A 26349-nucleotide genomic window follows, 5' to 3' on the forward strand; every position below is an offset into this window, starting at 1 on the left:
TCGTGCGGGATTGCGCGGGTTCAGTCGTCGCGTCCGTGTCCATGACCGCGGCCGCGGTAATGGCCGTGACCATGCTTGGGCCCGTGATAATGCCCGCGGTCATAATAGCGGCCGCCGCGGTAATACACCGGCGCCGGATAAACCACGGGCGGCGCCACGTAGACCGGCGCGGGCCGGTAATAGACGGGCGGCGGCGGCACGTAGACCGGCTGCGGCGCGACATAGACGGGCGCCGGGTAGACGACGCCCGGGATGCCGATGGAGATGCCGACGTCCACGCGCGCCATGGCGACGCTGGAGATCAGCAGACCCGCGGCACCCACACTTGCGATAAGCCATTTTTTCATCTTGCACCTGCCTACTGCCTGACGCAGCAAAGTTGAGTATTCGTTGACGCTATTTTCGGCGGTTTGCGCCAGCTATTCGTAAGCAACGCGGGCGCAATGGCGACAATCCGCAACCGCACCCCATTTCAAATGCAAGCAGTTGCTGCACTGCGGCAGCGGGCGCCCGCTCTGGCGGATCCGGTATTGAAGTCGATTGAAATAGCCTGGAATGTGCTGAAGCGGGGCGCCCGGGTTACATGTCGTCACTATGTGCGGAGCGTCACGGGTAACGCATGTTGCGGCCGCGCCCCGGCGGGTCACGCGTCCGCGGATTCGTAGGGCACGGATTGGCGATATTCGACCACCCATACCCACGGATTCGCGGCCCAGGCGTGGGCTCCGTAGCGCTCACACCACATCAGGGCAAATGCGGTCTGCAGCGGCACGCCGGGCAATAGCGCCGAACTCTGATAGAGGGCGTGCGTGCCTTCGGCACGCGCGTCGGCTTCGGTCAGGTGCTGCAGGCGCTGGATGCGCACGCCCACCACGACGGCGGTGGCAAACGGGGTGCCAGCTTCATCGGTGAGGATGATGGTTTCCCCGGATTTTCCGTAGGGGCAGCGCACCCAGCTGGAGGTCTTGCGCAATTCGGAAGGATTATCGGGCGAGGGGCCCATGGCTACCCACCTGCCCGAATCCGCGGCGTCCGCATACCAGACCGTGGTGAACTTGGACGGCTGCGGCTTCAGGATGCGCCGGCTCTGCACCTTGGCGCCATCCAGGACGGCCTTTTTAAGCGGTTCGCTAAACTGAAGTGACTGCCGTTTCATGTGCTAGCTGTTTCCCTCGCGATCAACGCTTGCGCGCCTCTTGCTGTTGTGGCCGGGGCCGGCACCTGCAATCTGCCAGAGGTTTAATCAAGCTCTGCAGAAGGAGTATGACGTGTCACGACCTGACTGTCAGGATGCGGCCTTCGGAGTGTTGTCTTTTTGAAAACGGCGAGGCGTTATTTGTATACTCGACGCATGACTACTGACCTGCACGATCTCAAGCCCGGTTACTACTGGTACACCATGGCCAATGACCCGTTGGCCGTCATCCATATTCATGAGGATGGCGGCGCCACGCTCATGGGCACCGACTATCGCATCGGCGCCGAAGGCGTGGCCGACATGGTCCGGCAAGGCGAACGCTTCTTCTGGATCGAGCCGCCCCAAGTCTGATGGCGGATCTGCTCCTGACGAACGTCCGCACCCCGCAAGGCGAGGCCGTCGACGTTCTGGTGCGCGGCGGCCGCATCCTGCAAGTGGGCCCGGGACTCGATGCCGACTCTGCCGTCCCGCGGGAAGACGGCGGCGGCGCATTGCTGCTGCCGGCTTTCATCGAAGGGCACACCCACCTGGACAAGACGACCTGGGGCTCGGCCTGGTACGTCAACAAGGTCGGACCGTCGCTCACCGACCGCATCGACAACGAGCGCAAGTGGCGTGCCGACACCGGCCACGATGCCGCGAGCCATTCTCGCGCCCTGGCCCTGGCCTTCCTGCGGGCGGGCGCCACCCGCATCCGCACCCACGTCGACATCGACACCGAGGCCGGCCTGAAACACCTGGACGGCGTGCATGCCACGCGCCAGGAACTGGCTGGCCGCGTAGAGATCCAGACCGTGGCCTTTCCGCAGTCCGGCCTGTTGGCGCGCCCGGGCACGGCGGAGTTGCTGGACAGGGCGCTCGCGGAAGGGGCCGATGGGCTCGGCGGGCTGGACCCGTGCGCCATCGACCGCGATCCCGTCAAATCCCTGGACGTCCTCTTCGGGCTGGCCGACAGGCACGGCAAGCCGCTGGACATCCATCTGCACGAGCCCGGCGAACTGGGCGCCTTCACCCTTGAATTGATTCTGGATCGCATCCAGGCGTTGGACATGAAGGGCAAGGTCGTCATCAGCCATGCCTTTTGCCTGGGCGGGGTCGATGCCCGGCGGCTGGATGGCCTGCTGCGCCGGCTTGCGCTGCTGGATGTGGCGTTGCTGACCACCGCGCCGGCGTCCCGGCCGGTGCCGGCGGTGCGCGCCTGCCGCGAGGCGGGGGTGACGATTTTCGGCGGCAATGACGGCATCCGGGATACCTGGACACCGTATGGCAGTCCCGACATGCTGGAGCGCGCGGCCTTGATCGGCCTGCGCAACGACCTGCGCCGCGACGATGAAATCGAATGGGCGTTCGATTGCGTGACCGGCGCCGCCGCCCGCGCCTGCGGGTTTGCGGACTATGGCCTGGCGCCCGGCGCGCGCGCCGACCTCGTGCTGGTCGATGCCGGCTGCATCGCGCAGGCCGTGGTGCAGCGCCCGCCCCGGCGCCTTGTGGTGTCAGGCGGCAAGGTCGTGGCGCGCAACGGCGAAGACGCCATCGCCTAGCGGTTCTGCTTCCTGCCCGCTCATCCCAGGCCGAGCTGCGACTCGGCCAATTCCACGAACGCCCGCATCAATTCCGACCGCACCCCCGACCGGAGCCAGATGGCGCCCACCGTGCGCACCGGGCAGGGCGCGGGCAGCGGCCAGCGCTTTACGTGCGCCGGCGGCGTGCCGGTGCTGGCCCAATCGGGCAGCAACGCCACGCCCAGCCCCTCGGACACCAGCTTGGCAATGGATTCGATGCCGTCCAGTTCAAACCGGACCCGGGGCCGCAGGCTGCGCGCGCGCAGGTAGTCATCGGCCATCTTGCCGCCCACCACGCTGCGGTCATAGCAGATGTAGGGTTCGCGCGCGATGACGGCCAGCGGATCATCCACCTTCATGTCGACCGGGGTGACGAGCACCAGCGGTTCGTGCCGCAGATCGCGCCAGGCGCAGGTCTTGGGAATGGCAAACAGCGGATGCACCAGCAGCGCGCCGTCCAGTTCGCCCGACAGCACCTTGCTGTAGAGCAGCGTGGTCGGCGCGGGCTCGATATAAATTTCGATGCCCGGGTGGCGCGCCGCCCAGGTGCGCAGCACGGGCGGCATGATGCCGGTCAGCGCGGTGGGCGTGGCGCCTAGCCGCAACGGGCCGGCCGGCAGATCGGTCTCCGAGGCGGCGGACCGCAGGTCGCGCACGTCGCGCAGGATGGCCCGCGCGCGTTCCAGGATGCGCACGCCGGCCGGCGTGGGCTTGACCGTGCGCCCCGAGCGCGCGATCAGCGCACTGCCCACGTCCGCCTCCAGCGCGCGCAGCCGCTGCTGCACGGTGGCCGGCGTCAGTCCCTGGTGCCTGGCCGCCTGGGCGATCGAACCCAGCTCCACCACGTGCACATACGTTTGCAGAAAGCGCGAGTCCACGGCGGGCTGTCTCCTTGAAAGATGTTTTTTCCATATTCTAAAGATGCATGAAGATAATTGTTGTTTTCTTTGGCGGCGGGAAGAATACGTCCAGGCGATCAGGCAGCGCACGGCGCGCCGGTCGGCCCTGTCGACTTCACTGCTACCAAGGAGCCCCCCGTGCCCATCATTGAATCCATAGACGTATGCGCCGCGGCGGTGCCTCTGGATAAGGTCACCTCGTTTTCCAACCGCACCGTGTCCACGCGCCACTACGGCCTGGTCAAGGTGCGCTCGACCGACGGCGTCGAGGGCATCGGCTTTTGCTACGTCGGCAGCGCCGGCGGCGCCATCTTCGAGGCGGCTGTTCAGAGCCTGCTGGGCCCGGTGCTGCTCGGCAAGGACTCGCACGCGGTCGAAGGACTGTGGCAGGCCATGTACCAGGAGGCGTTGCTGCAGGGCCGCCAGGGCACGGTGATGCGCGCGCTGAGCGCGCTGGACATCGCACTGTGGGACCTGAACGCCAAGACGGCGGGCTTGCCGCTGCACAAGTTCCTGGGCGCGGTCGAGCTTGAATCCGTGCCGGCCTATGCCAGCGGCGGCTATTACCTCGATGGCAAGACCCCGCAGCACCTGGGCGAGGAAATGGCCAGTTATGTGGAAAAGGGCTTTGGCGCCGTCAAGATGAAAACCGGCCGCCTCACGCCGCGCGAAGAAGAAGCGCGCCTGAAGGCCGCGCGCGAGGCCGTGGGGCCGGACGTCGAACTGATGATGGACTGCAATAACGCCTGGCAGGACGTGACGCAGGCCATGCAATACATCCGCCGCTTCGAACAGTACGAACCGTATTTCATCGAAGAGCCCTTCGGCCCCGACGACATCGACAGCCACGCCAAGCTGGCGCGACTAACGCACCTGCCCATCGCCACCGCCGAGATCGGCTACGGCCGCTGGTATCACAAGGAGCTGCTGGACAAGGGCGCCGCCGGCATCCTGCAGACGGACGCCGCGGTCTGCGGCGGCATCACCGAATGGAAGCGCATCGCCGCCACCGCGGCCAGTTACGGCGTGGTGGTGTGCCCGCACTGGTTCCACGACGTGCACGCGCCCCTGGTCGCGGCCACGCCCAACGCGCGCTATGTCGAATTCTTCTGGGACGACCAGGTGCTGAACTTCCGCAAGCTGGTCGACCGCCAGCTGTCCCACAAGCAGGGCCGCGTGATCCTGCACCAGGAACCGGGCCTGGGCTTCGGCTTTGATGAGCGCATGGTCGACCGCTACGGCAAGTGGACGCGCGTCGCCCGCTGACCGGGAGCAAGGCACGCGCATCGCGCGTGCCCGCAGGTGTCGTGCAGCAGTCCCGCATCCAGGCCGCGACAGACGGCCGGATGCATCCGAAGGAGGCAGTGTCCACATAACCCGATGCCGGCCCTTGGACCGGCGCGCGAGGAGACAACAATGCAACGTAGGCAATTCATGACCGGCGCCGCGGCGCTGGGGGCGGCGCTCGTGCTGCCGGCGGCGGCGCGGGCGCAGGACATGCCGGCCGGGCCGGTGAAGATCGTGGTCGGCTTTCCCGCGGGCGGCGGCACCGATGTGCTGGCCCGGCTGCTGGGCCAGAAGCTGGGGGTGTTGTGGAACCTGCCCGTCATCGTGGAAAACCGCGCGGGCGCGGCCGGCGTCATCGCGGCCGAGCAGGTCGCCCGCCAGCCCAACGACGGCAATACCTTGCTGATGGCGCACGTGAACAGCCACGGCATCGCGCCGGGGCTGCAGCCCAATCTGGGGTATTCGGTGGACAGGGACTTCACGCCGATCGCCCTGGTCGGCAAGACGCCCACCATCCTGATCGGGGGCGCTGGCCAGCCGGCAAAGACCCTGCCCGAACTCGTCCAGCTTTGCCGCGCGCAGCCCGGCAAGATCGTGTTCGGCTCCGCGGGCAGCGGATCGGCGCAGCACCTTGCGCTGGAAATCTTCAAGGCGCGCGCGGGCATCGACGTGCTGCACGTGCCGTACAAGGGATCGGCGCCGCTGATGAACGATCTGCTGGGCGGGCATGTGCAGTACTGCTTCGAGGGCATGACGACCGCCACGCCGCTGATCCAGTCCGGCAAGGTCGTCGCCCTGGCGCAGACGCTGCAGCAGCGCTCCAAGAGCCACCCCAACGTGCCGACGGTGGCCGAGCAGGGCTATCCGGGTTTCGAGGCCAGCATCTGGTTCGGCATGGTCGGCCCTGGCGGAATGCCCCCCGGCATGGTCCAGCGCATGAGCCGCGACATCGACCAGGTCCTGGCGATGGCCGACGTGCAGCAGAAGCTGGCGCAGGTGGGCGCGGAAGACGGCGGCGGGGGCGCGCAGCGCTTTGCCGACTTCATGAAGAGCGAGCAGAAGAAGTACGCAAAGACGATCCAGGACGCGAAGATCGTCGCGCAGGGGTGATGCGTTCCCGGTGTCTGGCACCGGGAAAGCGGGCCTTCCTCAGCGCGCCTCCCTCAGCGGGCCTCCGGGTCCACCCAGCCCGCCGTGGCCGAGATCGAGCGGGCCTTTTCGCTGAGCAGCCGCGCGGTGTCGGACTCCAGGTCGTCGTCCACGGCGCCCACCGGCCCCATCAGCGTAATGGCCGCCTTCATTTCGCCGAGCATGTCGAAGATGGGCGCTGACAGCGACGTGAAGTGAGGCAGCAGCGCGTGGCGGCAGCGGCTGATGTGGTGCTTGCGCACTTCGTCGCGGATGGCCTGCACGTCCGCCATCGTGTAGGCGTTGCCCGCCGTGCCGCCGTGGCTTTCCGGCACCGACGAGGCCATTTCCTGTTCCAGCAATTCACGGGTCAGCGCATCCGGCAGGTGCGCGAGGAAGTTGCGGCCCAGCGCCGACGACAGCAGGGGCATCACCGTGCCCACGCGCAACTCCAGCAAGGGCCGGCTGCGGCTGCCTTCGACGCGATAGACGATGGTCGGCCCCTTGTTGCCCCACACCCCCAGGAACACGGTATGCCCGGTGGCCGCGGCCACCTCGGCCATGATGGGCCGGGCCGTCGTGAACACGTCGAACTGTTCCAGGGCCGCCAGCCCCAGCCGCAAGGCATAGGGCCCCAGGCCATAGTGGCCGGTGTCGGCATGCTGCTGCACCACGCCCACCTTCTGGAAACTCACGAGGTAATAGTGGACGTTGGGGACCGTCAGTTCACAGGCGTCGGCGATTTCCTTCAGGGGCAGCGGGCGGCCGGCCTTGCGGATCACGTCCAGGATCCGGAACCCCACCTCGATCGATTGGATGCCCCTGCGCGCCGTGGCCGGCGCCTGTTCCGAATTCTTTTCAGCCTTGCCGGCGGGCCTTGCCATTGCTGCCTCCACTGTGTTTGTGGCGGCAGTGTAGCAGCGGCTTTTGCCGGCCTTGCCGTGCCGCGCCCCCGCGCCGCGCCGGGTTTCCCCTAGCTTTTTCCAGCCCCGTTTTAAGTTTGATAATAGTTAATGCATACAGCAGTATCAATCTAAAACGACAGGGGAAAGCAAGCATGGAAGCAAATGTCGCACTGCCCAGGCTCGACGCCGGGCCTACGCTGAGCCGCAAGGAAGAACGCCAGGTCGTGGTCGCCTCGACCCTGGGCACGCTGTTCGAGTGGTATGACTTTTTCATCTACGGAACGCTGGCCGTCTTCATGAGCCAGGTTCTCTTCCCGCAGGACAACCCGACGGTCGCGCTGCTGGCCGCCCTGGGCGCGCTGGCGGTGGGCTTCATCATCCGGCCGCTGGGCGCGGTGATGTTCGGCTACCTGGGCGACAAGCTGGGACGTAAATACACGTTCCTCATCACGGTCGTGATGATGGGCGGGGCCACGGTGCTGATCGGATGCCTGCCCACCTACCAGTCGGCGGGCCACCTGTCGTGGATTCTGCTGCTGACGCTGCGCGTGGTGCAGGGCCTGGCCGTGGGCGGCGAATACGGCGGCGCCGTGATCTACGTCGCCGAGCACTGCGAGCCCAGGCGCCGGGGGCTGTTGACCGGCTGGATCCAGATCACCTCGTCGGCCGGCCTGATCCTGTCGCTGGTGGTGATCCTGTGCGTGCAGGCGTCGATGAGCGCCGAGGACTTCCGCCAGTGGGGATGGCGCCTGCCGTTCATCCTGTCCATCGTCATGCTGGCCATTTCGATCTACGTGCGCGCCAAGCTGCACGAGTCGCCGGTCTTCACGCGCATGAAGCAGCAGAACCGCCTGTCCAAGAACCCGGTCAAGGAAACGTTCGGCCAATGGCCCAGCCTGCGCCTCGTGCTGCTGGCGCTGATCGGCGTCACCGCCGGGCAGGGCGCGACCTACTTCACCGGCCAGTTCTACGTCATGATCTTCCTGCAGCAGGCCGCGCAGCTGGACCAGACCACTGTCTACACGCTGATCCTGATCGGCTTCATCATCGGCGCGCCGACCTTCGTGCTGTTCGGCTGGCTGTCCGACAAGATCGGCCGCAAGTGGATCATGATGGCGGGCCTGTTCATCGGCGCCGTGGGCTACCACGCCATGTTCGACGTGCTGCTCAGCGCCGGCAACCCGGCGCTGGCGCAGGCCATGCAGACAACGCCCGTCCGTGTGCATGCCGACACCCGTGGCGGCGCGTGCGACTTCGGGCTGCAGGCGGCCATGATCGGCAGCCACGCCGACCACAAGAAGGTCTGCGTGCAGGCCAAGAAATTCCTGGTCGGCAAGGGCATCAACTTCGAATACGCCGCGCCGATTCCGGGGCAGGAGATCGCGATGAGCGTGGGCGGCGTTACCGTCAACGGCTTTGACCGGGCCGGCTATGCCAAGGCGCTGGCCGCGGCGGGCTACCCCGACAAGGCGGACCCCGCGCGCATCGACCGCGCCACCATCATCCTGATCCTGGTGCTCATGACCGCCGTCGTCGCCATGGTGTATGGACCGGTCGCGTCCTATCTGGTCGAATTGTTCCCCGCGCGCATCCGCTACACCGCGCTGTCGTTTCCGTATCACATCGGCGCCGGCATATTTGGCGGTATCGTCCCCTTTACCGCCACGTACCTGGCGCAGGCCAGCGGCAATATCTTCGGCGGCCTGATGTATCCGGTGACGGTGATGGTGATCGTGGGCATCATCGGCAGCCTGCTGCTGCCCAACACGCGCGCCCAGGCCATCGACGAAGACCCGGCCCATTAACGAAAAAAGCAGAATCCCGAGACAAGCGAGCAGACACATGTCCGAGCAAAAAACCTTCAAGGCCGCCGTCATCCAGGCGGCGTCCATTCCCACCGACAGCGTGGCCTGCGCCCGCAAGGCGGCTTCGCTGATCCGCCAGGCGGCCGAGCAGGGCGCCCGCGTGCAGGTGTTCCCGGAGGCGTTCCTGGGCGGCTATCCCAAGGGCAATTCCTTCGGCGCGCCCATCGGCATGCGCAAGCCTGAGGGCCGCGACGCGTTCGCCAGCTACCACCAGCAGGCCATCCGGCTGGACGGCGAAGAGGTCGCGCTGGTGGCGCAGGCCGCGGCCGACACCGGCAGCGTCGTCGTCATGGGCTGCATCGAGGTCGACGGCGGCACGCTGTATTGCACCGTGCTGTACTTCAACGGCCAGGAAGGCCTGGCCGGCAAGCACCGCAAGCTGATGCCCACCGCCGGCGAACGCCTGATCTGGGGCTTTGGCGACGGCTCGACCCTGCCCGTCATCGACACGCCCTACGGCAAGATCGGCGCCGTCATCTGCTGGGAAAACTACATGCCCATGCTGCGCATGTACATGTACAGCCAGGGGGTGGCGCTGTACTGCGCGCCCACGGCCGACGATCGCGACACCTGGCTGCCCAGCATGCGCCACATCGCGCTGGAAGGCCGCTGCTACGTGCTGACGGCCTGCCAGCACCTGCGCCGCAGCGCCTACCCCGAGGACTTCGAATGCGCGCTGGGCGACGCGCCGGACACGGTGCTGATGCGCGGCGGCAGCGCCATCATCGGCCCGCTGGGCGAGGTGCTGGCCGGCCCGGATTTCTCGGACGAGACCATCCTGTACGCCGACATCGACCCCCACCAGATCCTGCGCGGCAAATACGATTTCGACGTCGCCGGGCACTATGCCCGCCCCGACGTCTTCCAGCTCCAGGTCGACACCCGCGAAAAACGCGCGGTGTCGGCGGTCGGCGCCGCCGCGCCGCAGCAGGAGGCCTGATCGATGCATTTTGATTTCAGCGCCTTGCCGGCGCAGACGGTCTACAACATCCTCACCTCGACCGTCACGCCGCGTCCGATCGCCTGGGTCACCACGCTGTCGGACAAAGGCGTCGTCAACGCGGCGCCGTTCAGCTTCTTCAACGTGATGGGGCACCAGCCGCCCACCGTCGCCATCGGCCTGATGCGCCATCCCGACGGAGATTTCAAGGACACCGGCGCCAACATCATCGAGAACGGCGAATTCGTGGTGAACCTCGTGCCCGAGTCGCTGGTGCGCGAAATGAACCAGACCTGCGCCGACTATCCGGCCGACGTCGACGAGTTGGCGGCGGCGGGCCTGACGGCGCTGCCGGCCACGCACGTGCGCCCGCCCCGCATCCAGGGCAGTCCCGTGTCGCTGGAGTGTGTCAGCCAGGCAACGGTCGTGACCGGTCCGCGGCAGATCGTCGTCATCGGACGGGTGCTGGGCGCGCACGTGGACGACGCCTGCGTGCGCGACGCCGAACGCGGCCACGTGGACACGCCGGCGCTGGGTTTGATCGCCCGCATGCACGGCGGTGGCTGGTATGCGCGCAGCACGGACACGTTCCAGCTCGCGCGGCCAACCTCGCCGACGTAGGCGGTCGGCGGCCTGCGGGCCGCCATTTTCTGCCGCCGGCAGCGGCTTTTTTACAACGTTGCCGGCGTGCCGGGCGCAATGCGTAGAGCTTGCGTCAATAAGGTCCCCACTTCGCCAGATGTCCCCTAAATCCGGGCTGCTAGCATCCGTTGGACCGTCGCGGGAACCCTCGAAATCGAATTCCCCGACGGCATTTCTCAGACACAACGGACACCTTTATTGGGGGCGGATAACCAGGGGCTTGCGAGCATCTGGCTTGAATTGGCGGCGGCGCAATCCCGCCGCCGAGGCATCCGCCCGAGCACGCATTCACACTCGCCCTGGAAGTCGCCGGAGGCAGTATGAAAAACATGAAGCTTGGAACCCGCCTGGCGGGTGGTTTCGCGATCCTGCTGGCCATGATCATGGTCATGAGCATCGTCGGGCTGGTCAGCCTGGCCAACATCAACGACTCGGTCGAAACGCTGACGCAGCGCTCCCTGACCAAGGAACGCCTGATCAACGACTGGGCGCGCAATATCCAGGCGGGCGTCACCCGCACCACCGCGATCGCCAAGAGCGCCGACGCCAGCCTGGCGGGCTTTTTCGCCGAGGAAGCGGCGGCGTCGACCCGCAATTCGTCGGCCTTGCAGAAAAGCATCGAGCCGCTGATCGAAACCGACGAGGAAAAGGCGCTGTGGCAAGGCATAAGCAAGGCGCGCGGCGACTACCTGCGCACCCGCGACGGCATCTTCAAGGCCAAGCAGGAAGGCAACGTGGACGCCGCCAACAAGATCTTCACGCAGGAATTCCTGCCGGCGACGCGCCAGTTCCTCGACCAGATCACGCGCCTGTCTGATCTGCAGCGCGCCGACATCGACGCCCGGGCCACGGAGATCGAAGCCTCGTACGGCGCCGCGAACCTCTGGATGATCGTCATCGGTTCGATTGCCGTCGTGAGCGGCCTGCTGCTGGCCGTGCTGCTGACGCGCAGCATCACCCGTCCGCTGTCCGACGCCGTGCGCGTGGCGCGCACCGTGGCCGCCAACGACCTGACCAGCACCATCGTCGTGACGTCCCGCGACGAAATCGGGCAGTTGCTGCGGGCGCTGGAAACCATGAACGCCAATCTGGCGGGCACCGTCGCCCGGATCCGCACGGGCGTGGACAGCATCGCGTCCGCCTCCAGCGAGATCGCGGCCGGCAATACCGACCTGTCCACCCGCACGGAGCAGCAAGCCGCCTCGCTGGAAGAAACGGCCGCCTCCATGGAGCAGTTGTCGTCCACCGTCAAGCAGAATGCCGACAGCGCCAAGCAGGCCAACCAGCTCGCCGCGGCGGCCTCCGAAACCGCCTCGCGCGGCGGCGCCACCGTGTCGGAGGTCGTGAGCACCATGAACGCCATTTCCGCCAGCTCGGTGAAGATTTCCGACATCGTGTCCGTCATCGACGGCATCGCGTTCCAGACCAACATCCTGGCATTGAACGCCGCCGTGGAAGCCGCGCGGGCCGGCGAGCAGGGCAAGGGCTTCGCCGTCGTGGCGGCCGAGGTGCGCACGCTCGCACAGCGCAGCGCGCAGGCGGCCAAGGAAATCAAGATCCTGATCGAAGACACCGTCCAGAAGATCGGCCAGGGTTCGGGCAGCGCCGAACGCGCCGGCGCGACCATGCAGGAAATCGTCAGTTCGGTGCAGCGTGTGACCGACATCATGGGCGAGATCGCCGCCGCCTCGGCCGAACAGGCCGACGGCATCGAACAGGTCAACCGCGCCGTCTCGCAGATGGACGAGGTCACGCAGCAGAACGCGGCGCTGGTGGAAGAAGCCGCCGCCGCGGCGGGTTCGATGCAGGATCAATCGGCGGAACTGACGCGGGCGGTCAGCGCGTTCAGGCTGCCGGGGGCGGGGCAGGGGGCGATTGCGGTGGAGACGGTTGGGGCTGTGGGGGCGGCCGGCGCGCCCACCTCGCTGCGGCTTGCTGCGTATTGAGTTTTATGAAGGGGCGGGCCGATGCATTCCGGCCCGCCGCATTTGAGCGCCGACGGGTTCGTGCCCGCAGGTTCGTACCCGCAGTTTCGTCCAAATAAGTTCAGCACCAATCCGAAGACAAAGAAAAAAGCCCCTGATTTCTCAGGGGCTTCGTTCTTGAATACTGGCGGAGAGGGTGGGATTCGAACCCACGGTACGGGGATACCGTACGCCTGATTTCGAGTCAGGTACATTCGACCACTCTGCCACCTCTCCGTGGCTGGATTCCGTAACGTTGAAATCGCCGTTGTTTTTAATAACGGGTCTTTCACAAGAGATCCCTGGTCGGAAGGATCTTCGTTGTCGGAGCAGCGAAGCCCGCAATTCTACATGATTTTTTTTGTTTGTGTAAAGCGGTAGCCAACAAGCAGGGGTAAAACGTACACAGCGGGTTTCATCCGGCTTCCAGGCCGGCCGAAGTTTGGACAGAATTCTCCCCATTCCGCATAACGGCCCCTCCATGGACCTCATCCTCATCCTTCTGCTCGCGGCCGTGCTGTGCGTGCCCATCACCCAAATGCTCGGGCTGGGCGCCATTCCCGGCTATCTGGCGGCCGGCGTGCTGGTCGGGCCCTCGTGCCTGAAGCTGGTCACGAACGTGGACACGATGATCGGCGTGTCGCAGTGGGGCGTCGTGATGATGCTATTCATCATCGGGCTGGAACTGTCGCCCAAGCGCCTGTGGGCGATGCGCAGCGAGGTCTTCATCCTGGGCACCCTGCAGATGCTGGTTTGCGGCCTGCTGCTCGGGCTGGTGTTCGGCGCGGCCTTGCGGCACCTGGCGGGCATGGAATGGCAGGCGGCGGTGCTGTGCGGCCTGTCGCTGGCGCTGTCGTCCACGGCGGTGGCGCTGCGCCTGCTCGATGAACGCCAACTGACCCGCACGCCACTCGGGCGCTCGGCGCTGGGGGTGCTGCTGTTCCAGGACATGGCCGCCATCCCCATGCTGGTGGCCGCGGGCCTGCTGGGGTCGGACGGGACGTCGGCCCCGTCCTTCAAGGAGGCGCTGGTGGCCGTGGCGGTCGTGGCGCTGGCCTACCGGCTGCGGCTGCTCGGCTGGGCGGCCAAGGCCGAATTGAACGAGCTGTTCACCGCCGCGGCGCTGCTGATGGTGGTGGGCGCCGCGCAGCTCTTCGACTATGCGGGCCTGTCGGCCGGCCTGGGCGGGTTCCTGGTGGGCGTGATGATGGCCGAGTCGCGCTACCGGCACGATCTGGAAAAGGCGATCGACCCCTTCAAGGGATTGCTGCTGGGGCTGTTCTTCGTGGCCATCGGCATGTCGATCAACCTCAAGGTGGTGGCGCATCACTGGATGTTCATCGGCGCCGGCGTGGCGGCGCTGCTGGCGGTCAAGGCCATCATCCTCTATGGCTTTGCGCGATTCCTGGGCTTGCCCCGCTACCATCGGCTGCTGTTCGCGCTGGTGCTGGCGCAGGGCGGCGAGTTCAGCTTTGCCATCTTCAACGAAGCGTGGGACAACCATCTGGTCAACCTGGAGCAGCGCGACGTGCTGTCGGTGATCGTGGCCATCTCGATGGGCGTCGTCCCGGTGCTGATCAAGCTGCTGGAACGGGTGCCGGAAAAGTACGGCGGCATGGCGGGCCTGCCCGTGGCGGACGCCGCCCCGGCCGTGGACGCCGGCCCGTCCTCCGGCGCGGACAAGCCCCCCGCCGGTTGAGCCGCGTCAGGCCAGGGCATGGCATGATGACCGCCTTGCCGGGCGGCTACACTTGAAGCCCATTCGCTTCCCGTTCCGTTTCCCCATTTATGCGCCCGCTCACAGGAGAAAGCTCATGCTCAAAGGAAAAGTAGCGCTCGTCACCGGTTCCACCAGCGGTATCGGCCTGGGTATCGCCACGGCATTTGCCCAGCAGGGCGCCGACATCGTCCTGAACGGTTTTGGCGATGCGGCTGAAATCGAAAAGCTGCGCGCGGAACTGGCGGACAAGCATGGCGTAAAAGTCATCTATGACGGCGCGGACCTGTCCAAGGGCGCGGCCGTGCGCGAACTGGTCGAAAGCACCGTCCGCCAACTGGGCCGCATCGACATCCTGGTCAACAACGCCGGCATCCAGCACACCGCGCTGATCGAGGACTTTCCGGCCGAGAAATGGGACGCCATCCTGGCGCTGAACCTGTCCGCGGTGTTCCACGGCACCGCCGCCGCCTTGCCGCACATGAAGAAGCAAGGCTCCGGCCGCATCATCAATATCGCATCGGCGCATGGCCTGGTGGCCTCGGCCAGCAAGTCGGCCTACGTGGCCGCCAAGCACGGCGTGGTGGGCTTCACCAAGGTCACCGCGCTGGAAACCGCGGGGCAGGGCATCACGGCCAACGCCATCTGCCCGGGCTGGGTCCGCACGCCGCTCGTGGAAAAGCAGATCACCGCGCTGGCGGAAAAGAACGGCGTGGACCAGGAAACCGCCGCCCGTGACCTGCTCAGCGAAAAGCAGCCGTCGCTGCAATTCGTGACGCCGGAACAGCTGGGCGGCACCGCCGTGTTCCTGGCCTCGGACGCCGCCGCGCAAATCACCGGCACCACCGTCTCCGTCGATGGCGGCTGGACGGCGCGCTAAACAAGGAAACCCTGAATGCTGTTGTTGCTTTCCCCCGCCAAGAAGCTGGACTACGACTCGCCGCTGCACATCGAGACGCACACCCAGCCGCTGTTCGTGGATCAGGCTGCCGGCCTGATCAAGGTCCTGAAGACCAAGACCGCCGAGGACATCTCGGCACTCATGAGCCTGAGCCCGGCCCTGTCCGAGCTGAACGTCCAGCGCTACGCGCACTGGAAGCGCAGCTTCACGCAGGCCAACTCGCGCCAGGCGGTGCTGGCCTTCAACGGCGACGTCTACGAAGGCCTGGACGCCGCCACCCTGTCGGCCAAGCAGCTCGACTGGGCGCAAGAGCACGTCGCGATCCTCAGTGGTCTCTACGGCGTGCTGCGCCCGCTCGACCTGATGCAGCCTTACCGCCTCGAAATGGGCACGCGCCTGGAAAACCCCAAGGGCAAGAACCTGTACGAGTACTGGGGCAGCACCATCGCCGACTACCTGAACGAGCGCCAGGCCGGCCAGAAGTCGCCGGTCATCATCAACCTGGCGTCCGAAGAGTATTTCAAGTCGGTCGACCAGAAGGTCTTGAAGGCGCGGGTGGTGCAGTGCGTGTTCCAGGACTGGAAAAACGGCGCCTGGAAGGTCATCAGCTTCCATGCCAAGCGCGCGCGGGGCCTGATGGCCCGCTACGCCATCCAGCACAAGGTCGCCAAGCCGGAAGGCTTGCAGGGCTTTGACCTGGAAGGCTATGCGTACGACGCGTCGGCCTCGTCGGACGACAAGCTGGTGTTCCGCCGCAAGCTGGATTGATTGCTGTCGTCAGGCACTCATCCAATGCCGGCCCGGGATTCCCGGGCCGGAATTTTTTTCGTCGCGGGTCGACGCGCGGAACCTAGGACGCCGCCGCAGCCACCGGCGGCGCATGCAGCGGATCGGCCAGCGCCTGCAATTCCTGGCGGATCATGTGCGCGGCCTTGAGCATCTGCTTGAGCGGATAGGCCAGCGCGGCCTGGTCGCCCGAGGTGTCGAATTGCGTGGGCAGGTCCAGCGGCGCGCGCGGGCTGTTTTCATCGAGCAGGACCGCCATGCCGTCCAGCGCCTGCCGTATCGGCTCGGGCGTGGCGGGCAGCGCCGCCAGGATCGGAATCGCCGCGGTGATCTGCGACGCCAGCACATGGTTCTGGATCAGCAGATTGTTGAGCTCGGGCACGTCCACCTGGTGCGACTTGGGTTCGCTCATCATCCGGTAGAACGCTTCCGCGAAATTGCTGAACGCGATGTGCACGTTCTTGCGGGCCAGGCGCCACGCGAGGTCGGCGTCCGTCACCGCGGGCGTCTCGGCGGCGGCCGCGCCCATGGGCGCGCCGTGCGCCTGCATCGCGTCGACATAGCGCAGCCCCGCCAGCAGGTATTCGCGGTTGGCGCGCGTCGCGGCCGAGGCCAGCGGCTTGAGGTAGCGCGCTTCCCACCACGGCAGGATGTAGCTGCAGACCAGCGCCAGCGCGCAGCCCAGCAGCGTGTCGATGGCGCGTTCACCGATCACCGACATGGATACGGTGCCCGGCGACACGAAGTGAAAGACCAGCACCACGAACAGGGTGTTGAAGATCGCGCTGGCCATGTAGTTCAGCTGCACCAGGCTGTTGCCCATGATGCACGCGCCCAGCAGGACGGCGAACAGGATGCTGGGCTCGTCGGTCAGGCTAAAGAGCAGCAGCGCGGCGATGCAGCCGATCAGCGTTCCCATCAGCCGCCAGCCGTTGCGTTGGCGCGTCAGCGCAAACCCCGGCTTCATGATGATGACGATGGTCAGCATGATCCAGTAGTTGTGCGCCGAGAACGCGGGCGACAGCCAGCGGCTGGCCAGCGTCATGGCGATGGCTGCCGCCGCCGTCACCCGCAGCGCGTAGCGGAAATGCGGCGAGTCCAGCCTCAGGTTGCTGGTCAGGAGGCCGAAGCGGAACTCCTGGCGTGAAATGAACCGCGTCAGCGATTTGTTGATGCGCAGCACGTCGGTGGGCTTGGCGTCGGGCGACGCCGCGGTGTGGTCGGCCAGCCGGTCCACGATGCGCGCCGAATTGCGCAGGCGCCGCAGCACCTGGATGATGAGCGCCAGCATTTCCGGGTCGCGTTCGCCCAGGCCCTGTTGCTTGAGCTGTTCGATCTCGTATTCGATGGCGCGCAGCTCGGCCTTGGCGCTGCTGCGGTACTGCACCTTGCGGCCGCGCGACACGTCCAGCGCGATACGGTTCAGCTCCAGCGACATCTTCACCAGCGCATCGCGCATGAACATCAGGCAGTCGTTGCCGGCCAGCGTGCGGCGCAGGGCCGCGTAGTCGGTATGCGTGGCGACCAGCGTGTCCAGCAGCTGCAGCATGTCCACGAACATGTTCCAGATCATCACGCGCTGGCGGTCGCCCAGCCCCTTGCCGCGAGGCAGGGCGCGCAGCACCATGTCGCGCGCGGCCTGGTGCTTCTCCGTCATCACGGACTGGCGTTGGATCAGCGTGCGGTAGGCTTCGTCCAGGTCGGAGGTCTCATCGTAGAAGGACGCCCGCGCCGCCACGTAATCGGCGGTCGCAAAGAGCGCCACCGACATGGCCTGCTGCTCTTCGCGCAGCCAGAACAGCCTTGAGAATCCCAGGCTGAACACAACGTAGAACAGCGCGCCGCCCAGCGTGGCGGCGGCGTGGGCCAGGACCTGGTGCGGTTCCAGCGGCGAATGCATGGTCAGCGTCATCAGCAGCAGGCCGGCAAAGCCGATCAGGCCGCCGCGCTTGCCGAAGACGGTGAACATCGAATAGACGAAGCACTGGACGATGACCGCCAGCCAGATCAGCACGGGGTGCGTGGACGCCAGCCCGGTGATGATGACCGTGATGGTGCCCAGCGCCGCGCCGCCCAGCATTTCGTTGGTGCGGTGCCGCTGCGGGCCGCCCGGCTGGTCGATGATGGCCAGGCACTGCGCGCCGAACGTCGCGACCAGGCCGGTCGTGTAATTGCCGAATATGCCTCCCAGCACCAGCACGGGCAACAGCATGCCGACTCCCTGGCGCACGCCTCCGAAGAAGTAGTGGCTATAGAGAAAGCGGCGAATGCTGGCAATGCGCAAATCCATGGGCGGCGGCTCGGTTCTGGACGACGGAACAAGTATAGAGAGGCCGCCGTGGGTTTTGGGGTCGGATGGTTACCGAACCATCCGCGCAACGGTCGGCAAAAGCCGATTTGCCACCGTTGACGCAACGCGGTAAATTGCTCCACTTGCTTCGGTCTGCCTATCCGAAACCGGAGCGTTGATGCGAACGGCCAGGGTCACATCCCAGCCGTCCTGCAGCAAGTCATATTTGCCGTTGGCCGCGCCACAAGCGTGTGTTGCCAAGGCTTCCATTTCGACCTCCAGCGTCCCCAAGGGGCGTTTGCACTGCGTTCTGTCGAGCGTGTGCCGGGTCGGCAAGGTGTCCGGGTGGCGTGGCTCCGTGAGCCGCTAAGCGCCGGATATGTTGTCGTAACCGGTATGGGTTCAGTTGCCGCCGTATCCGGGCGCGCAGCAGTCAGGGTTGCAGGGCCGGTTTTGAAAGGAACTACAACATGGAAATGAATGGCGCCGATATCGTCGTGCGCTGCCTGGCCGATGAAGGCGTGGAACACGTTTTCGGCTACCCCGGCGGCGCGGTGCTTTACATCTACGACGCAATCTTCAAGCAAGACAAATTCCAGCATATCCTGGTTCGTCACGAGCAAGCTGCCGTGCACGCGGCCGATGCCTATTCGCGCTCGTCGCAGAAGGTCGGCGTCTGCATCGTGACCAGCGGCCCGGGCGTGACCAATGCCGTGACCGGCATCGCCACCGCCTACATGGACTCCATCCCGATGGTCATCATCAGCGGGCAGGTGCCCACTGCGGCCATCGGCGAAGACGCCTTCCAGGAATGCGACACCGTCGGCATCACGCGGCCCTGCGTCAAGCACAACTTCCTGGTGCGCGACGTCAAGGACCTGGCCGAAACCATGCGCCGCGCGTTCTACATCGCGCGCACGGGCCGTCCCGGTCCGGTGCTGGTGGATATCCCCAAGGACATCACCGTCGCGCAGTGCAAGTACGTGCCGCCCAAGGGCGAGATCTCGATGCGTTCCTACGCGCCCGTCAACAAGGGCCACCAGGGGCAGATCAAGAAAGCCGTGCAGATGCTGCTGGCCGCCGAGCGGCCCATGATCTACACCGGCGGCGGCGTCATCCTGTCGAATGCCGCGCCCGAGCTCAACAAGCTCGTGACGCAGCTGGGCGCGCCCTGCACCAGCACCCTGATGGGCCTGGGCGGCTTCCCGGCCAGCAGCGGCCAGTTCCTGGGCATGCCCGGCATGCACGGCACGTACGAGGCCAACATGGCCATGCAGCACTGCGACGTGCTGCTGGCCATCGGCGCCCGCTTCGATGACCGCGTGATCGGCAACCCCAAGCACTTCGCGCAGAACGCCCGCAAGATCATCCACATCGACATCGATCCCTCGTCGATTTCCAAGCGCGTGCGCGTGGATGTCCCGATCGTGGGCAACGTCAAGGACGTCCTGGCCGATCTCAGCGCGCAATTCGAGATCGCCGCCGCCGAGCACAAGCCGGCCTCCATCGCCAAGTGGTGGGATCAGGTCGAGACCTGGCGCGGCAAGGAATGCCTGAAGTTCGCCAACTCGAACGAAGTCATCAAGCCGCAGTACGTGGTGGAAAAGCTCTGGGAAGTGACCGGCGGCGACGCCTTCGTCACCTCCGACGTCGGCCAGCACCAGATGTGGGCCGCGCAGTACTACAAGTTCGACAAGCCGCGCCGCTGGATCAACTCCGGCGGCCTGGGCACCATGGGGGTGGGCCTGCCGTACGCCATGGGCGTGCAGATGGCCAATCCGGGCAAGGACGTCGCCGTCATCACCGGCGAAGCCTCGATCCAGATGAACATCCAGGAACTGTCGACCTGTCACCAGTACCGCCTGACGCCCAAGATCGTCTGCCTGAACAACCGGTTTCTGGGCATGGTGCGCCAATGGCAGCAGATCGACTACGGCTCGCGCTATTCCGAGTCGTACATGGATTCGCTGCCCGACTTCGTCAAGGTCGCCGAAGCCTACGGCCACGTGGGCCTGCGCATCGAGCGTCCGGCCGACGTCGAGCCGGCGCTGCGTGAAGCGTTCGGCAAGCACAAGGAGCGCCTGGTCTTCCTGGACTTCATCACCGACCGCACCGAAAACGTGTGGCCGATGGTCAAGGCCGGCCGTGGGCTGACTGAAATGCTGCTCGGCTCTGAAGACCTGTAAGGAGGCTCCGACAATGAAGCACGTGATTTCCGTCCTCCTCGAAAACGAACCCGGCGCGCTGTCGCGCGTGGTGGGCCTGTTTTCGGCACGGGGCTACAACATCGAAACCCTGACCGTGGCGCCCACCGAGGATCCCACGCTGTCGCGCATGACCATCGTCACGACCGGTTCGGACGAGGTCATCGAACAGATCACCAAGCACCTGAACCGCCTGGTCGATGTCGTGAAGGTGGTGGACCTGACCGAAGGCGCCCACATCGAGCGCGAGCTGATGCTCGTGAAGGTGCGCGCCGTGGGCAAGGAACGCGAGGAAATGAAGCGCATGGCGGATATCTTCCGCGGCCGCATCATCGACGTCACCGACAAGTCCTACACCATCGAATTGACCGGGGTGCAGGAAAAAGTACAGGCCTTCCTCGAGGCCCTGGACCGCAGTGCCATCCTTGAAACCGTGCGCACCGGCGTGTCCGGCATCGGACGCGGTGAACGGATCTTGAAGATTTGACCGGCCTGCCAGGCGCGGCCACCCCCTACATCTGAATCAAACGAATATCCAAATACTGGAATCTGGAGCACACCATGAAAGTTTTCTACGACAAAGACTGCGATCTGTCCCTCATCAAAGGCAAGACCGTCGCCATCATCGGCTACGGCTCGCAAGGCCACGCGCACGCGCTGAACCTGCATGAGTCGGGCGTGAAGGTCGTCGTCGGCCTGCGCAAGGGCGGCGCCTCGTGGAACAAGGCCGCCAACGCCGGCCTGGAAGTCAAGGAAGTCGCGGACGCCGTCAAGTCGGCCGACATCGTCATGATGCTGCTGCCCGACGAAAACATCGCCTCGGTCTACAACAAGGAAGTCCACGGCAACATCAAGGCCGGCGCCGCCCTGGCGTTCGCCCACGGCTTCAACGTCCACTACGGCCAGGTCGTGCCGCGTGAAGACATCGACGTCATCATGATCGCCCCCAAGGCCCCGGGCCACACGGTGCGCAACACGTACAAGCAGGGCGGCGGCGTGCCCCACCTGGTGGCCGTGTACCAGGACAAGTCGGGCGCCGCGCGCGACGTGGCCCTGTCGTACGCCAGCGCCAACGGCGGCGGCCGTGCCGGCATCATCGAAACCAACTTCCGCGAAGAAACCGAAACCGACCTGTTCGGCGAACAGGCCGTGCTGTGCGGCGGTACCGTCGAACTGATCAAGGCCGGTTTCGACACGCTGGTGGAAGCCGGCTACGCGCCCGAAATGGCTTACTTCGAGTGCCTGCACGAACTGAAGCTGATCGTCGACCTGATCTATGAAGGCGGCATCGCCAACATGAACTACTCGATTTCGAACAACGCCGAATTCGGCGAATACGAAACGGGCCCCAAGATCGTCACGGAAGAAACCCGCAAGGCCATGCGCCAGTGCCTGACGGACATCCAGACCGGCGAATACGCCAAGAAGTTCATCCTGGAAAACGCCGCCGGCGCCCCGACGCTGACCTCGCGCCGCCGCATCAACGCGGAATCGCAGATCGAGCAGGTGGGTGGCAAGCTGCGCGCCATGATGCCCTGGATCGCCGCCAACAAGCTGGTGGACAAGTCCAAGAACTGATCCGCCTGGGCGGGCGGGGCGCGGCCCCGCCGGTCTGGACCGAAGCGGCATGCCTGCACGGGCATGCCGTTTTTTTTGGTCGTTTGCGTCGCAGGGCCCCATTTGGGGCAGGCACGATGCTTGCTGCGGTCCCGCAAGCCGTGCCAGATAGGTTAACCTTTCAAAGTCCGTTGTAAGTTATTGAGACCATGCCCAATTTTTCCATGCGCGATTCCGAGAACCGCCACCGGAGCATCTACTTGCTCCCGAACGCGTTCACCACCGCCGCTTTGTTCGCCGGGTTCTATGCCGTTGTGCAGGCCATGAACGACCGCTTCGAAGTCGCCGCCATCGCCATTTTCGTTGCCATGGTCCTGGATGGCATGGACGGCCGGGTGGCCCGCCTGACCAATACGCAGTCCGCGTTCGGCGAGCAATACGACTCGCTGTCGGACATGACGTCCTTTGGCGTGGCGCCCGCGCTCGTCATGTACGAATGGATCCTGAACGACCTGGGCCGCTGGGGCTGGTTGGCGGCGTTTGTCTACGTCTCCGGCGCCGCGCTGCGCCTGGCGCGCTTCAACACCAATATCGCCGTGGTCGACAAGCGATTCTTCCAGGGGCTGCCCAGCCCGGCCGCCGCGGCGCTGGTGGCGGGTTTCGTCTGGCTGGCCGTCGACAACAAGTTGCCCATCCATGACAGCCTGATGGCCTGGGTGGCCTTTACGCTCACCATGTACGCGGGCATCACCATGGTGTCGAACGCGCCGTTCTTCAGCGGCAAGAGCTTCGCGCTGGGCCGCAGCGTGCCGTTCTGGGGCATCCTGCTCGTCGTCGCGGTGTTCGTGTTCGTGTCCAGCGATCCTCCGGTGGTCCTCTTCGGCCTGTTCGTGCTCTATGGCCTGTCGGGCTGGGTCACGTGGGCATGGCGCTGGAACAAGGTGCGCCGCCTGCAGCAGGAGCGCCGGGGCCACTCGTCCTGATTGCGTAATCGCGTAGTCGCGCCGTTGCGTGATTGCCTGATTGCCAGATGAGGTGATGGGCAAGCCCAAAGCAAAACCCGCCAATTTCCGTATTGTTTTTCGTTTGCGTGGCGGGCGGGCCGGGCAGGCCGCAGGGCCTGCCGGCGTTTACCACCAGTTGAAGCGGTCGGCGTCGTACATGGGATCGGGGCCGGGGTGAAAGTGCGTCACCTTGCTGCCGTCGCGGCTCATGTACACGTACATCAGCGAATTCCACACGCTGTTTTCTTTATAGCGGTACGACCAGACGACCTCGCGCTTTTCGCCCAGGCCCACCAGGTCGATGCGGGCCGGCGGCCCGAATTCGCATCGGACCCGTTCCGGCCCCCAATCGCCCGTTTCCAGCACCTTGAAGTGCGCGTCGGTCAAAAGCGGCAGCACGCGGTCAACGCGCCCGTCCGGGGCGACGTTTGCGCCCCAGGCGTATTGGCCCATCGGTTGCTGCGTCCAGATCACCCGCCGTCCGCCGCCCGCCTGCGGACATTCGAAGTTGGGCGCGCCGAATTGCGCCTGCACCTGCGAGAGCGGCGTGCCGGGCGGAACCTGGGCCATGTTTGCGCAGGCGGCCAGCCCGGCCAGAGAGATCGACGCCAGGGCCACGCGGGCCGTTCGGTAAAAGCTAGTCATGTCCATGCTCCTGTCGGGTGCGCCTGGCCCCGGGGTTGGCCCTGGGCCGGGGCCGGTGTCCTTGCTGGGGTAATTCTAGCGAATCGGCTATAATCATCGAGCTTTATCAAATGTATTGATTCTGCAAGATCCTTTGCGCCAGCCGCAGGGGGATAGCGCAGACGCCCTCAACATGGCGCACAGCCCCATGTACAGGCGCCGCCCGATCCCGCCAACGGCAGCAGTGAGAAAGCGAATTCAAGCCTGGCTCGCGCAAATTTTTTCCAAACCACGTCAGGGCGCCTCGGCCCTGTCGCATGTCCGAAGAGGTCATCAATGTCTGTAGCTGACATCAAGAAATCCGATATCGTTGCGCAATTCCAACGCGCTCAAGGCGATACCGGCTCCCCCGAAGTCCAGGTGGCTCTGCTCACCGCCCGTATCAACGAACTGACTGGTCACTTCAAAGAACACATGAAGGACCATCACTCGCGCCGCGGTCTGCTGCGTATGGTCAGCCGTCGCCGCAAGCTGCTCGACTATCTCAAGGGCCGCAATCCCGATTCGTACCGCGCACTGATCGAAAAACTCGGTCTGCGCAAGTGATCGACGGGGCTGGCTCCCCATGACGCAACCGTGGTCGGTGCGACGCATGTCGCAGCGGCCACGGTTTTTCATTTGTAAGGAATAATCGTCATGTTCAATAAAGTGACTAAATCGTTCCAGTACGGCCAGCACACGGTCGTCCTGGAAACTGGCGAGATCGCTCGCCAGGCCTCCGGCGCCGTGGTGGTGTCGATCGAGGACACCGTCGTCCTGGCCACTGTCGTGGCTTCCAAGAAGGCCAAGCCGGGCCAGACGTTCTTCCCGCTGACCGTCGACTACATCGAAAAGACCTACGCCGCCGGCCGCATCCCGGGTGGGTTCTTCAAGCGCGAAGGCAAGCCGTCCGAAAAGGAAACGCTGACCTCGCGCCTGATCGACCGTCCCCTGCGTCCGCTGTTCCCCGAAGACTTCTACAACGAAGTCCAGGTGGTCCTGCACACGCTGTCGGTCAATCCTGAAATCGATCCCGACATCCCCGCCATGATCGGCGCCTCCGCCGCGCTGGCCATCTCGGGCATCCCGTTCAACGGCCCGATCGGCGCCGCGCGCGTGGGTTACATCGATGGTCAGTACACCATCAACCCGACCGCCTCGGACCTGAAGTCGTCCAAGCTGAACCTGGTTGTCGCCGGTACCGAAAACGCCGTGCTGATGGTGGAATCGGAAGCTGACCAGCTGTCCGAAGAAGTCATGCTGGGCGGCGTGGTCTACGGCCACCAGCAAATGCAGACCGTCATCAACGCCATTCACGAATTGGTGAAGGACGCTGGCAAGCCCGATTGGGAATGGCAAGCTCCCGCCAAGGACGAGGCCCTGATCGCCGCGGTCACCGCCGCTGCCCAGGAAGGCCTGAACGCCGCCTACCAGATCCGCGAAAAGCAGGCTCGCACCACCAAGCTGCGCGAAGTCTACTCGGACGTGTCGGCCAAGCTGGCCGCCGCTGCCGCCGAAAAGGGCGAATCCGCCCCGGACGCCGTCACGGTCGACAACATCCTGTTCTCGCTGGAATCGGCCATCGTCCGCGGCCAGATCCTGAACGGCGAGCCGCGCATCGACGGCCGCGACACCCGCACGGTGCGCCCGATCAGCGTGCGCCTGGGCGTGCTGCCCCGCGCGCACGGCAGCGCCCTGTTCACCCGCGGTGAAACCCAGGCGCTGGTCGTGGCCACGCTGGGCACCAAGCAGGACGAGCAGATCATCGACGCGCTCATGGGCGAATACCGTGACCGCTTCATGATGCACTACAACATGCCTCCGTTCGCCACCGGCGAAACGGGCCGCATCGGTGTGCCCAAGCGCCGTGAAATCGGCCACGGCCGCCTCGCCAAGCGCTCGCTGGTGCCGCTGCTGCCGGCGCCCGAAGACTTCCAGTACACGATCCGCCTCGTGTCGGAAATCACCGAATCCAACGGCTCCTCGTCGATGGCCTCGGTCTGCGGCGGCTCGCTCGCCATGATGGACGCCGGCGTGCCGGTCAAGGATCACGTGGCCGGCGTGGCCATGGGCCTGATCCTGGACGGCGGCAAGTTCGCCGTGCTGACGGACATCCTGGGCGACGAAGATCACCTGGGCGACATGGACTTCAAGGTTGCGGGCACCGAAAACGGCGTCACCGCACTGCAGATGGACATCAAGATCCAGGGCATCACCAAGGAAATCATGCAGGTTGCGCTGGACCAGGCCCGCGAAGGCCGTCTGCACATCCTCGGCAAGATGAAGGAAGCCCTGGACGGTTCGCGCGGCGAGCTGTCGGCTTTCGCGCCGCGCATGCTGACCATCAAGATCAACCCCGAGAAGATCCGTGACGTGATCGGCAAGGGCGGCGCCACCATCCGCGCGCTGACCGAAGAGACCGGCACGCAGATCGACATCTCCGACGACGGCACGATCGTGATCGCCAGCGTCGACGAAACGCAGGCCAAGGAAGCCCAACGCCGCATCGTCGAACTGACCGCCGACGTCGAAGTGGGCCAGATCTACGAAGGCTCGGTCCTGCGCCTGCTGGACTTCGGCGCCATCGTGCAAGTGCTGCCGGGCCGCGACGGCCTGCTGCACATCTCCGAAATCGCCAACTACCGCATCGCGAACATCAACGATGTGCTGAAGGTCGGCCAGCAAGTCCGCGTCAAGGTCATCGAGGCCGACGACAAGGGCCGCCTGCGCCTGTCCATCAAGGCGATCGGCGGCATCGAGCAGCAGCAGCCCGCTGCCGCTCCCGAAGCTGCCCCCCAATCGGAACCGCAAGCCGAATAAGCCTGCAGCATCCTGAT

The 26349-nt window shown here is 65.4% G+C and carries 24 protein-coding genes and 1 tRNA gene; 17 read left to right on the forward strand and 8 right to left on the reverse strand.

Annotated features, from left to right (window positions below; translation table 11 throughout):
* Positions 1-20: 20 nt before the first annotated feature.
* Both BXA00_RS14555 and BXA00_RS14560 read right to left on the reverse strand, forming a co-directional pair.
* Positions 21-347: a virulence factor gene (locus BXA00_RS14555; protein ID WP_076519129.1), complete on the reverse strand. Its 327-nt coding sequence runs from the start codon at positions 345-347 to the stop codon at positions 21-23.
* 296 nt (positions 348-643) lie between these two features.
* Complete coding sequence (locus tag BXA00_RS14560) at positions 644-1156, reverse strand: ASCH domain-containing protein (protein ID WP_076519130.1); 513 nt, start codon at positions 1154-1156, stop codon at positions 644-646.
* A 195-nt stretch (positions 1157-1351) separates the two neighbouring features.
* On the opposite strand from BXA00_RS14560, the gene BXA00_RS14565 reads away from it, so the two are divergent.
* A complete protein-coding gene (locus BXA00_RS14565; RefSeq protein WP_076519131.1) occupies positions 1352-1549 on the forward strand; it encodes a hypothetical protein in 198 nt (65 codons plus the stop codon).
* Positions 1549-2739, forward strand: a complete 1191-nt coding sequence (locus tag BXA00_RS14570; protein WP_076519132.1) for an amidohydrolase family protein — start codon at positions 1549-1551, stop codon at positions 2737-2739. Before BXA00_RS14565 ends, BXA00_RS14570 begins: the two co-directional genes overlap by 1 nt.
* 20 nt (positions 2740-2759) lie before the next feature.
* Here BXA00_RS14570 and BXA00_RS14575 read toward each other — a convergent pair whose 3' ends face one another.
* A complete protein-coding gene (locus BXA00_RS14575) occupies positions 2760-3638 on the reverse strand; it encodes a LysR family transcriptional regulator (protein WP_076519133.1) in 879 nt (292 codons plus the stop codon).
* A gap of 159 nt (positions 3639-3797) precedes the next feature.
* On the opposite strand from BXA00_RS14575, the gene BXA00_RS14580 reads away from it, so the two are divergent.
* Both BXA00_RS14580 and BXA00_RS14585 read left to right on the forward strand, forming a co-directional pair.
* Positions 3798-4925, forward strand: coding sequence for a mandelate racemase/muconate lactonizing enzyme family protein (locus BXA00_RS14580; RefSeq protein ID WP_076519134.1), 1128 nt, complete (start codon positions 3798-3800; stop codon positions 4923-4925).
* A 150-nt stretch (positions 4926-5075) separates the two neighbouring features.
* Positions 5076-6056: a tripartite tricarboxylate transporter substrate binding protein gene (locus BXA00_RS14585; RefSeq protein ID WP_076519135.1), complete on the forward strand. Its 981-nt coding sequence runs from the start codon at positions 5076-5078 to the stop codon at positions 6054-6056.
* Between the two features lie 53 nt (positions 6057-6109).
* Here BXA00_RS14585 and BXA00_RS14590 read toward each other — a convergent pair whose 3' ends face one another.
* Positions 6110-6958 carry an IclR family transcriptional regulator gene (locus tag BXA00_RS14590; protein ID WP_076519136.1) on the reverse strand — a complete coding sequence of 283 codons (849 nt, stop codon included), beginning with the start codon at positions 6956-6958 and terminating at the stop codon, positions 6110-6112.
* Between the two features lie 173 nt (positions 6959-7131).
* On the opposite strand from BXA00_RS14590, the gene BXA00_RS14595 reads away from it, so the two are divergent.
* From BXA00_RS14595 to BXA00_RS14610, 4 genes are all read left to right on the forward strand, one after another.
* Complete coding sequence (locus BXA00_RS14595; RefSeq protein ID WP_076519137.1) at positions 7132-8784, forward strand: MFS transporter; 1653 nt, start codon at positions 7132-7134, stop codon at positions 8782-8784.
* Positions 8785-8821: 37 nt separating this feature from the next.
* Positions 8822-9784 carry a carbon-nitrogen hydrolase family protein gene (locus BXA00_RS14600; protein WP_076519138.1) on the forward strand — a complete coding sequence of 321 codons (963 nt, stop codon included), beginning with the start codon at positions 8822-8824 and terminating at the stop codon, positions 9782-9784.
* A gap of 3 nt (positions 9785-9787) precedes the next feature.
* On the forward strand, positions 9788-10405 hold the full coding sequence (locus BXA00_RS14605; RefSeq protein ID WP_076519139.1) for a flavin reductase family protein: 618 nt from the start codon (positions 9788-9790) through the stop codon (positions 10403-10405).
* Positions 10406-10755: 350 nt separating this feature from the next.
* Positions 10756-12372 carry a methyl-accepting chemotaxis protein gene (locus BXA00_RS14610; RefSeq protein ID WP_304528798.1) on the forward strand — a complete coding sequence of 539 codons (1617 nt, stop codon included), beginning with the start codon at positions 10756-10758 and terminating at the stop codon, positions 12370-12372.
* Positions 12373-12536: 164 nt separating this feature from the next.
* On the opposite strand, the gene BXA00_RS14615 is transcribed toward BXA00_RS14610, so the two are convergent.
* Positions 12537-12627: transfer RNA gene (locus BXA00_RS14615), tRNA-Ser, on the reverse strand.
* A 244-nt stretch (positions 12628-12871) separates the two neighbouring features.
* Between BXA00_RS14615 and BXA00_RS14620 the strand changes: the two genes are divergently transcribed.
* The 3 genes from BXA00_RS14620 to yaaA all read left to right on the forward strand — a co-directional run bounded on the left by BXA00_RS14620 (position 12872) and on the right by yaaA (position 15776).
* On the forward strand, positions 12872-14089 hold the full coding sequence (locus tag BXA00_RS14620) for a cation:proton antiporter (RefSeq protein WP_076519141.1): 1218 nt from the start codon (positions 12872-12874) through the stop codon (positions 14087-14089).
* A gap of 115 nt (positions 14090-14204) precedes the next feature.
* Positions 14205-14987, forward strand: coding sequence for a 3-hydroxybutyrate dehydrogenase (locus tag BXA00_RS14625; RefSeq protein WP_076519142.1), 783 nt, complete (start codon positions 14205-14207; stop codon positions 14985-14987).
* Between the two features lie 15 nt (positions 14988-15002).
* Complete coding sequence (yaaA, locus tag BXA00_RS14630; RefSeq protein ID WP_076519143.1) at positions 15003-15776, forward strand: peroxide stress protein YaaA; 774 nt, start codon at positions 15003-15005, stop codon at positions 15774-15776.
* 82 nt (positions 15777-15858) lie between these two features.
* On the opposite strand, the gene BXA00_RS14635 is transcribed toward yaaA, so the two are convergent.
* Together BXA00_RS14635 and BXA00_RS28850 are read right to left on the reverse strand one after the other, a co-directional pair.
* Positions 15859-18084: an FUSC family membrane protein gene (locus tag BXA00_RS14635; protein WP_076519144.1), complete on the reverse strand. Its 2226-nt coding sequence runs from the start codon at positions 18082-18084 to the stop codon at positions 15859-15861.
* A 69-nt stretch (positions 18085-18153) separates the two neighbouring features.
* Positions 18154-18354 carry a hypothetical protein gene (locus BXA00_RS28850; RefSeq protein ID WP_156902802.1) on the reverse strand — a complete coding sequence of 67 codons (201 nt, stop codon included), beginning with the start codon at positions 18352-18354 and terminating at the stop codon, positions 18154-18156.
* Between the two features lie 146 nt (positions 18355-18500).
* On the opposite strand from BXA00_RS28850, the gene BXA00_RS14640 reads away from it, so the two are divergent.
* From BXA00_RS14640 to pssA, 4 genes are all read left to right on the forward strand, one after another.
* The gene (locus BXA00_RS14640) at positions 18501-20270 is read left to right on the forward strand and encodes an acetolactate synthase 3 catalytic subunit (protein ID WP_255376803.1); all 1770 of its coding nucleotides are present in this window, start codon (positions 18501-18503) and stop codon (positions 20268-20270) included.
* Between the two features lie 13 nt (positions 20271-20283).
* The gene (gene ilvN / locus BXA00_RS14645; protein ID WP_076519146.1) at positions 20284-20775 is read left to right on the forward strand and encodes an acetolactate synthase small subunit; all 492 of its coding nucleotides are present in this window, start codon (positions 20284-20286) and stop codon (positions 20773-20775) included.
* A 74-nt stretch (positions 20776-20849) separates the two neighbouring features.
* Positions 20850-21866 (forward strand): ketol-acid reductoisomerase, encoded by a 1017-nt coding sequence (ilvC, locus tag BXA00_RS14650; protein ID WP_076519147.1) that lies wholly within the window; start codon positions 20850-20852, stop codon positions 21864-21866.
* 188 nt (positions 21867-22054) lie between these two features.
* On the forward strand, positions 22055-22828 hold the full coding sequence (gene pssA / locus BXA00_RS14655; RefSeq protein ID WP_076519148.1) for a CDP-diacylglycerol--serine O-phosphatidyltransferase: 774 nt from the start codon (positions 22055-22057) through the stop codon (positions 22826-22828).
* Between the two features lie 147 nt (positions 22829-22975).
* Here pssA and BXA00_RS14660 read toward each other — a convergent pair whose 3' ends face one another.
* Entirely contained in the window at positions 22976-23494 is a 519-nt protein-coding gene (locus tag BXA00_RS14660; protein WP_076519149.1) for a hypothetical protein, read from the reverse strand.
* Positions 23495-23809: 315 nt separating this feature from the next.
* Here BXA00_RS14660 and rpsO point away from each other — a divergent pair, with 315 nt between their 5' ends.
* Positions 23810-24079, forward strand: coding sequence for a 30S ribosomal protein S15 (gene rpsO / locus BXA00_RS14665; protein WP_006223612.1), 270 nt, complete (start codon positions 23810-23812; stop codon positions 24077-24079).
* A gap of 90 nt (positions 24080-24169) precedes the next feature.
* A complete protein-coding gene (gene pnp / locus BXA00_RS14670; RefSeq protein ID WP_076519150.1) occupies positions 24170-26332 on the forward strand; it encodes a polyribonucleotide nucleotidyltransferase in 2163 nt (720 codons plus the stop codon).
* The last annotated feature ends 17 nt before the right edge of the window (positions 26333-26349 follow it).

The sequence above is a fragment of the Achromobacter sp. MFA1 R4 genome, from assembly GCF_900156745.1.
Classification (GTDB): Bacteria; Pseudomonadota; Gammaproteobacteria; order Burkholderiales; family Burkholderiaceae_B; genus Achromobacter.

What these genes read in the sequence shown, in the direction of transcription:
- BXA00_RS14555 (WP_076519129.1), bottom strand. Translation starts at nt 347, where the DNA reads ATGAAAAAATGGCTTATCGCAAGTGTGGGTGCCGCGGGTCTGCTGATC.
- BXA00_RS14560 (WP_076519130.1), bottom strand. Translation starts at nt 1,156, where the DNA reads ATGAAACGGCAGTCACTTCAGTTTAGCGAACCGCTTAAAAAGGCCGTC.
- BXA00_RS14565 (WP_076519131.1), top strand. Translation starts at nt 1,352, where the DNA reads ATGACTACTGACCTGCACGATCTCAAGCCCGGTTACTACTGGTACACC.
- BXA00_RS14570 (WP_076519132.1), top strand. Translation starts at nt 1,549, where the DNA reads ATGGCGGATCTGCTCCTGACGAACGTCCGCACCCCGCAAGGCGAGGCC.
- BXA00_RS14585 (WP_076519135.1), top strand. Translation starts at nt 5,076, where the DNA reads ATGCAACGTAGGCAATTCATGACCGGCGCCGCGGCGCTGGGGGCGGCG.
- BXA00_RS14590 (WP_076519136.1), bottom strand. Translation starts at nt 6,958, where the DNA reads ATGGCAAGGCCCGCCGGCAAGGCTGAAAAGAATTCGGAACAGGCGCCG.
- BXA00_RS14595 (WP_076519137.1), top strand. Translation starts at nt 7,132, where the DNA reads ATGGAAGCAAATGTCGCACTGCCCAGGCTCGACGCCGGGCCTACGCTG.
- BXA00_RS14600 (WP_076519138.1), top strand. Translation starts at nt 8,822, where the DNA reads ATGTCCGAGCAAAAAACCTTCAAGGCCGCCGTCATCCAGGCGGCGTCC.
- BXA00_RS14605 (WP_076519139.1), top strand. Translation starts at nt 9,788, where the DNA reads ATGCATTTTGATTTCAGCGCCTTGCCGGCGCAGACGGTCTACAACATC.
- BXA00_RS14610 (WP_304528798.1), top strand. Translation starts at nt 10,756, where the DNA reads ATGAAGCTTGGAACCCGCCTGGCGGGTGGTTTCGCGATCCTGCTGGCC.
- BXA00_RS14620 (WP_076519141.1), top strand. Translation starts at nt 12,872, where the DNA reads ATGGACCTCATCCTCATCCTTCTGCTCGCGGCCGTGCTGTGCGTGCCC.
- BXA00_RS14625 (WP_076519142.1), top strand. Translation starts at nt 14,205, where the DNA reads ATGCTCAAAGGAAAAGTAGCGCTCGTCACCGGTTCCACCAGCGGTATC.
- yaaA (WP_076519143.1), top strand. Translation starts at nt 15,003, where the DNA reads ATGCTGTTGTTGCTTTCCCCCGCCAAGAAGCTGGACTACGACTCGCCG.
- BXA00_RS14635 (WP_076519144.1), bottom strand. Translation starts at nt 18,084, where the DNA reads ATGGATTTGCGCATTGCCAGCATTCGCCGCTTTCTCTATAGCCACTAC.
- BXA00_RS28850 (WP_156902802.1), bottom strand. Translation starts at nt 18,354, where the DNA reads ATGGAAGCCTTGGCAACACACGCTTGTGGCGCGGCCAACGGCAAATAT.
- ilvN (WP_076519146.1), top strand. Translation starts at nt 20,284, where the DNA reads ATGAAGCACGTGATTTCCGTCCTCCTCGAAAACGAACCCGGCGCGCTG.
- ilvC (WP_076519147.1), top strand. Translation starts at nt 20,850, where the DNA reads ATGAAAGTTTTCTACGACAAAGACTGCGATCTGTCCCTCATCAAAGGC.
- pssA (WP_076519148.1), top strand. Translation starts at nt 22,055, where the DNA reads ATGCCCAATTTTTCCATGCGCGATTCCGAGAACCGCCACCGGAGCATC.
- BXA00_RS14660 (WP_076519149.1), bottom strand. Translation starts at nt 23,494, where the DNA reads ATGACTAGCTTTTACCGAACGGCCCGCGTGGCCCTGGCGTCGATCTCT.
- rpsO (WP_006223612.1), top strand. Translation starts at nt 23,810, where the DNA reads ATGTCTGTAGCTGACATCAAGAAATCCGATATCGTTGCGCAATTCCAA.
- pnp (WP_076519150.1), top strand. Translation starts at nt 24,170, where the DNA reads ATGTTCAATAAAGTGACTAAATCGTTCCAGTACGGCCAGCACACGGTC.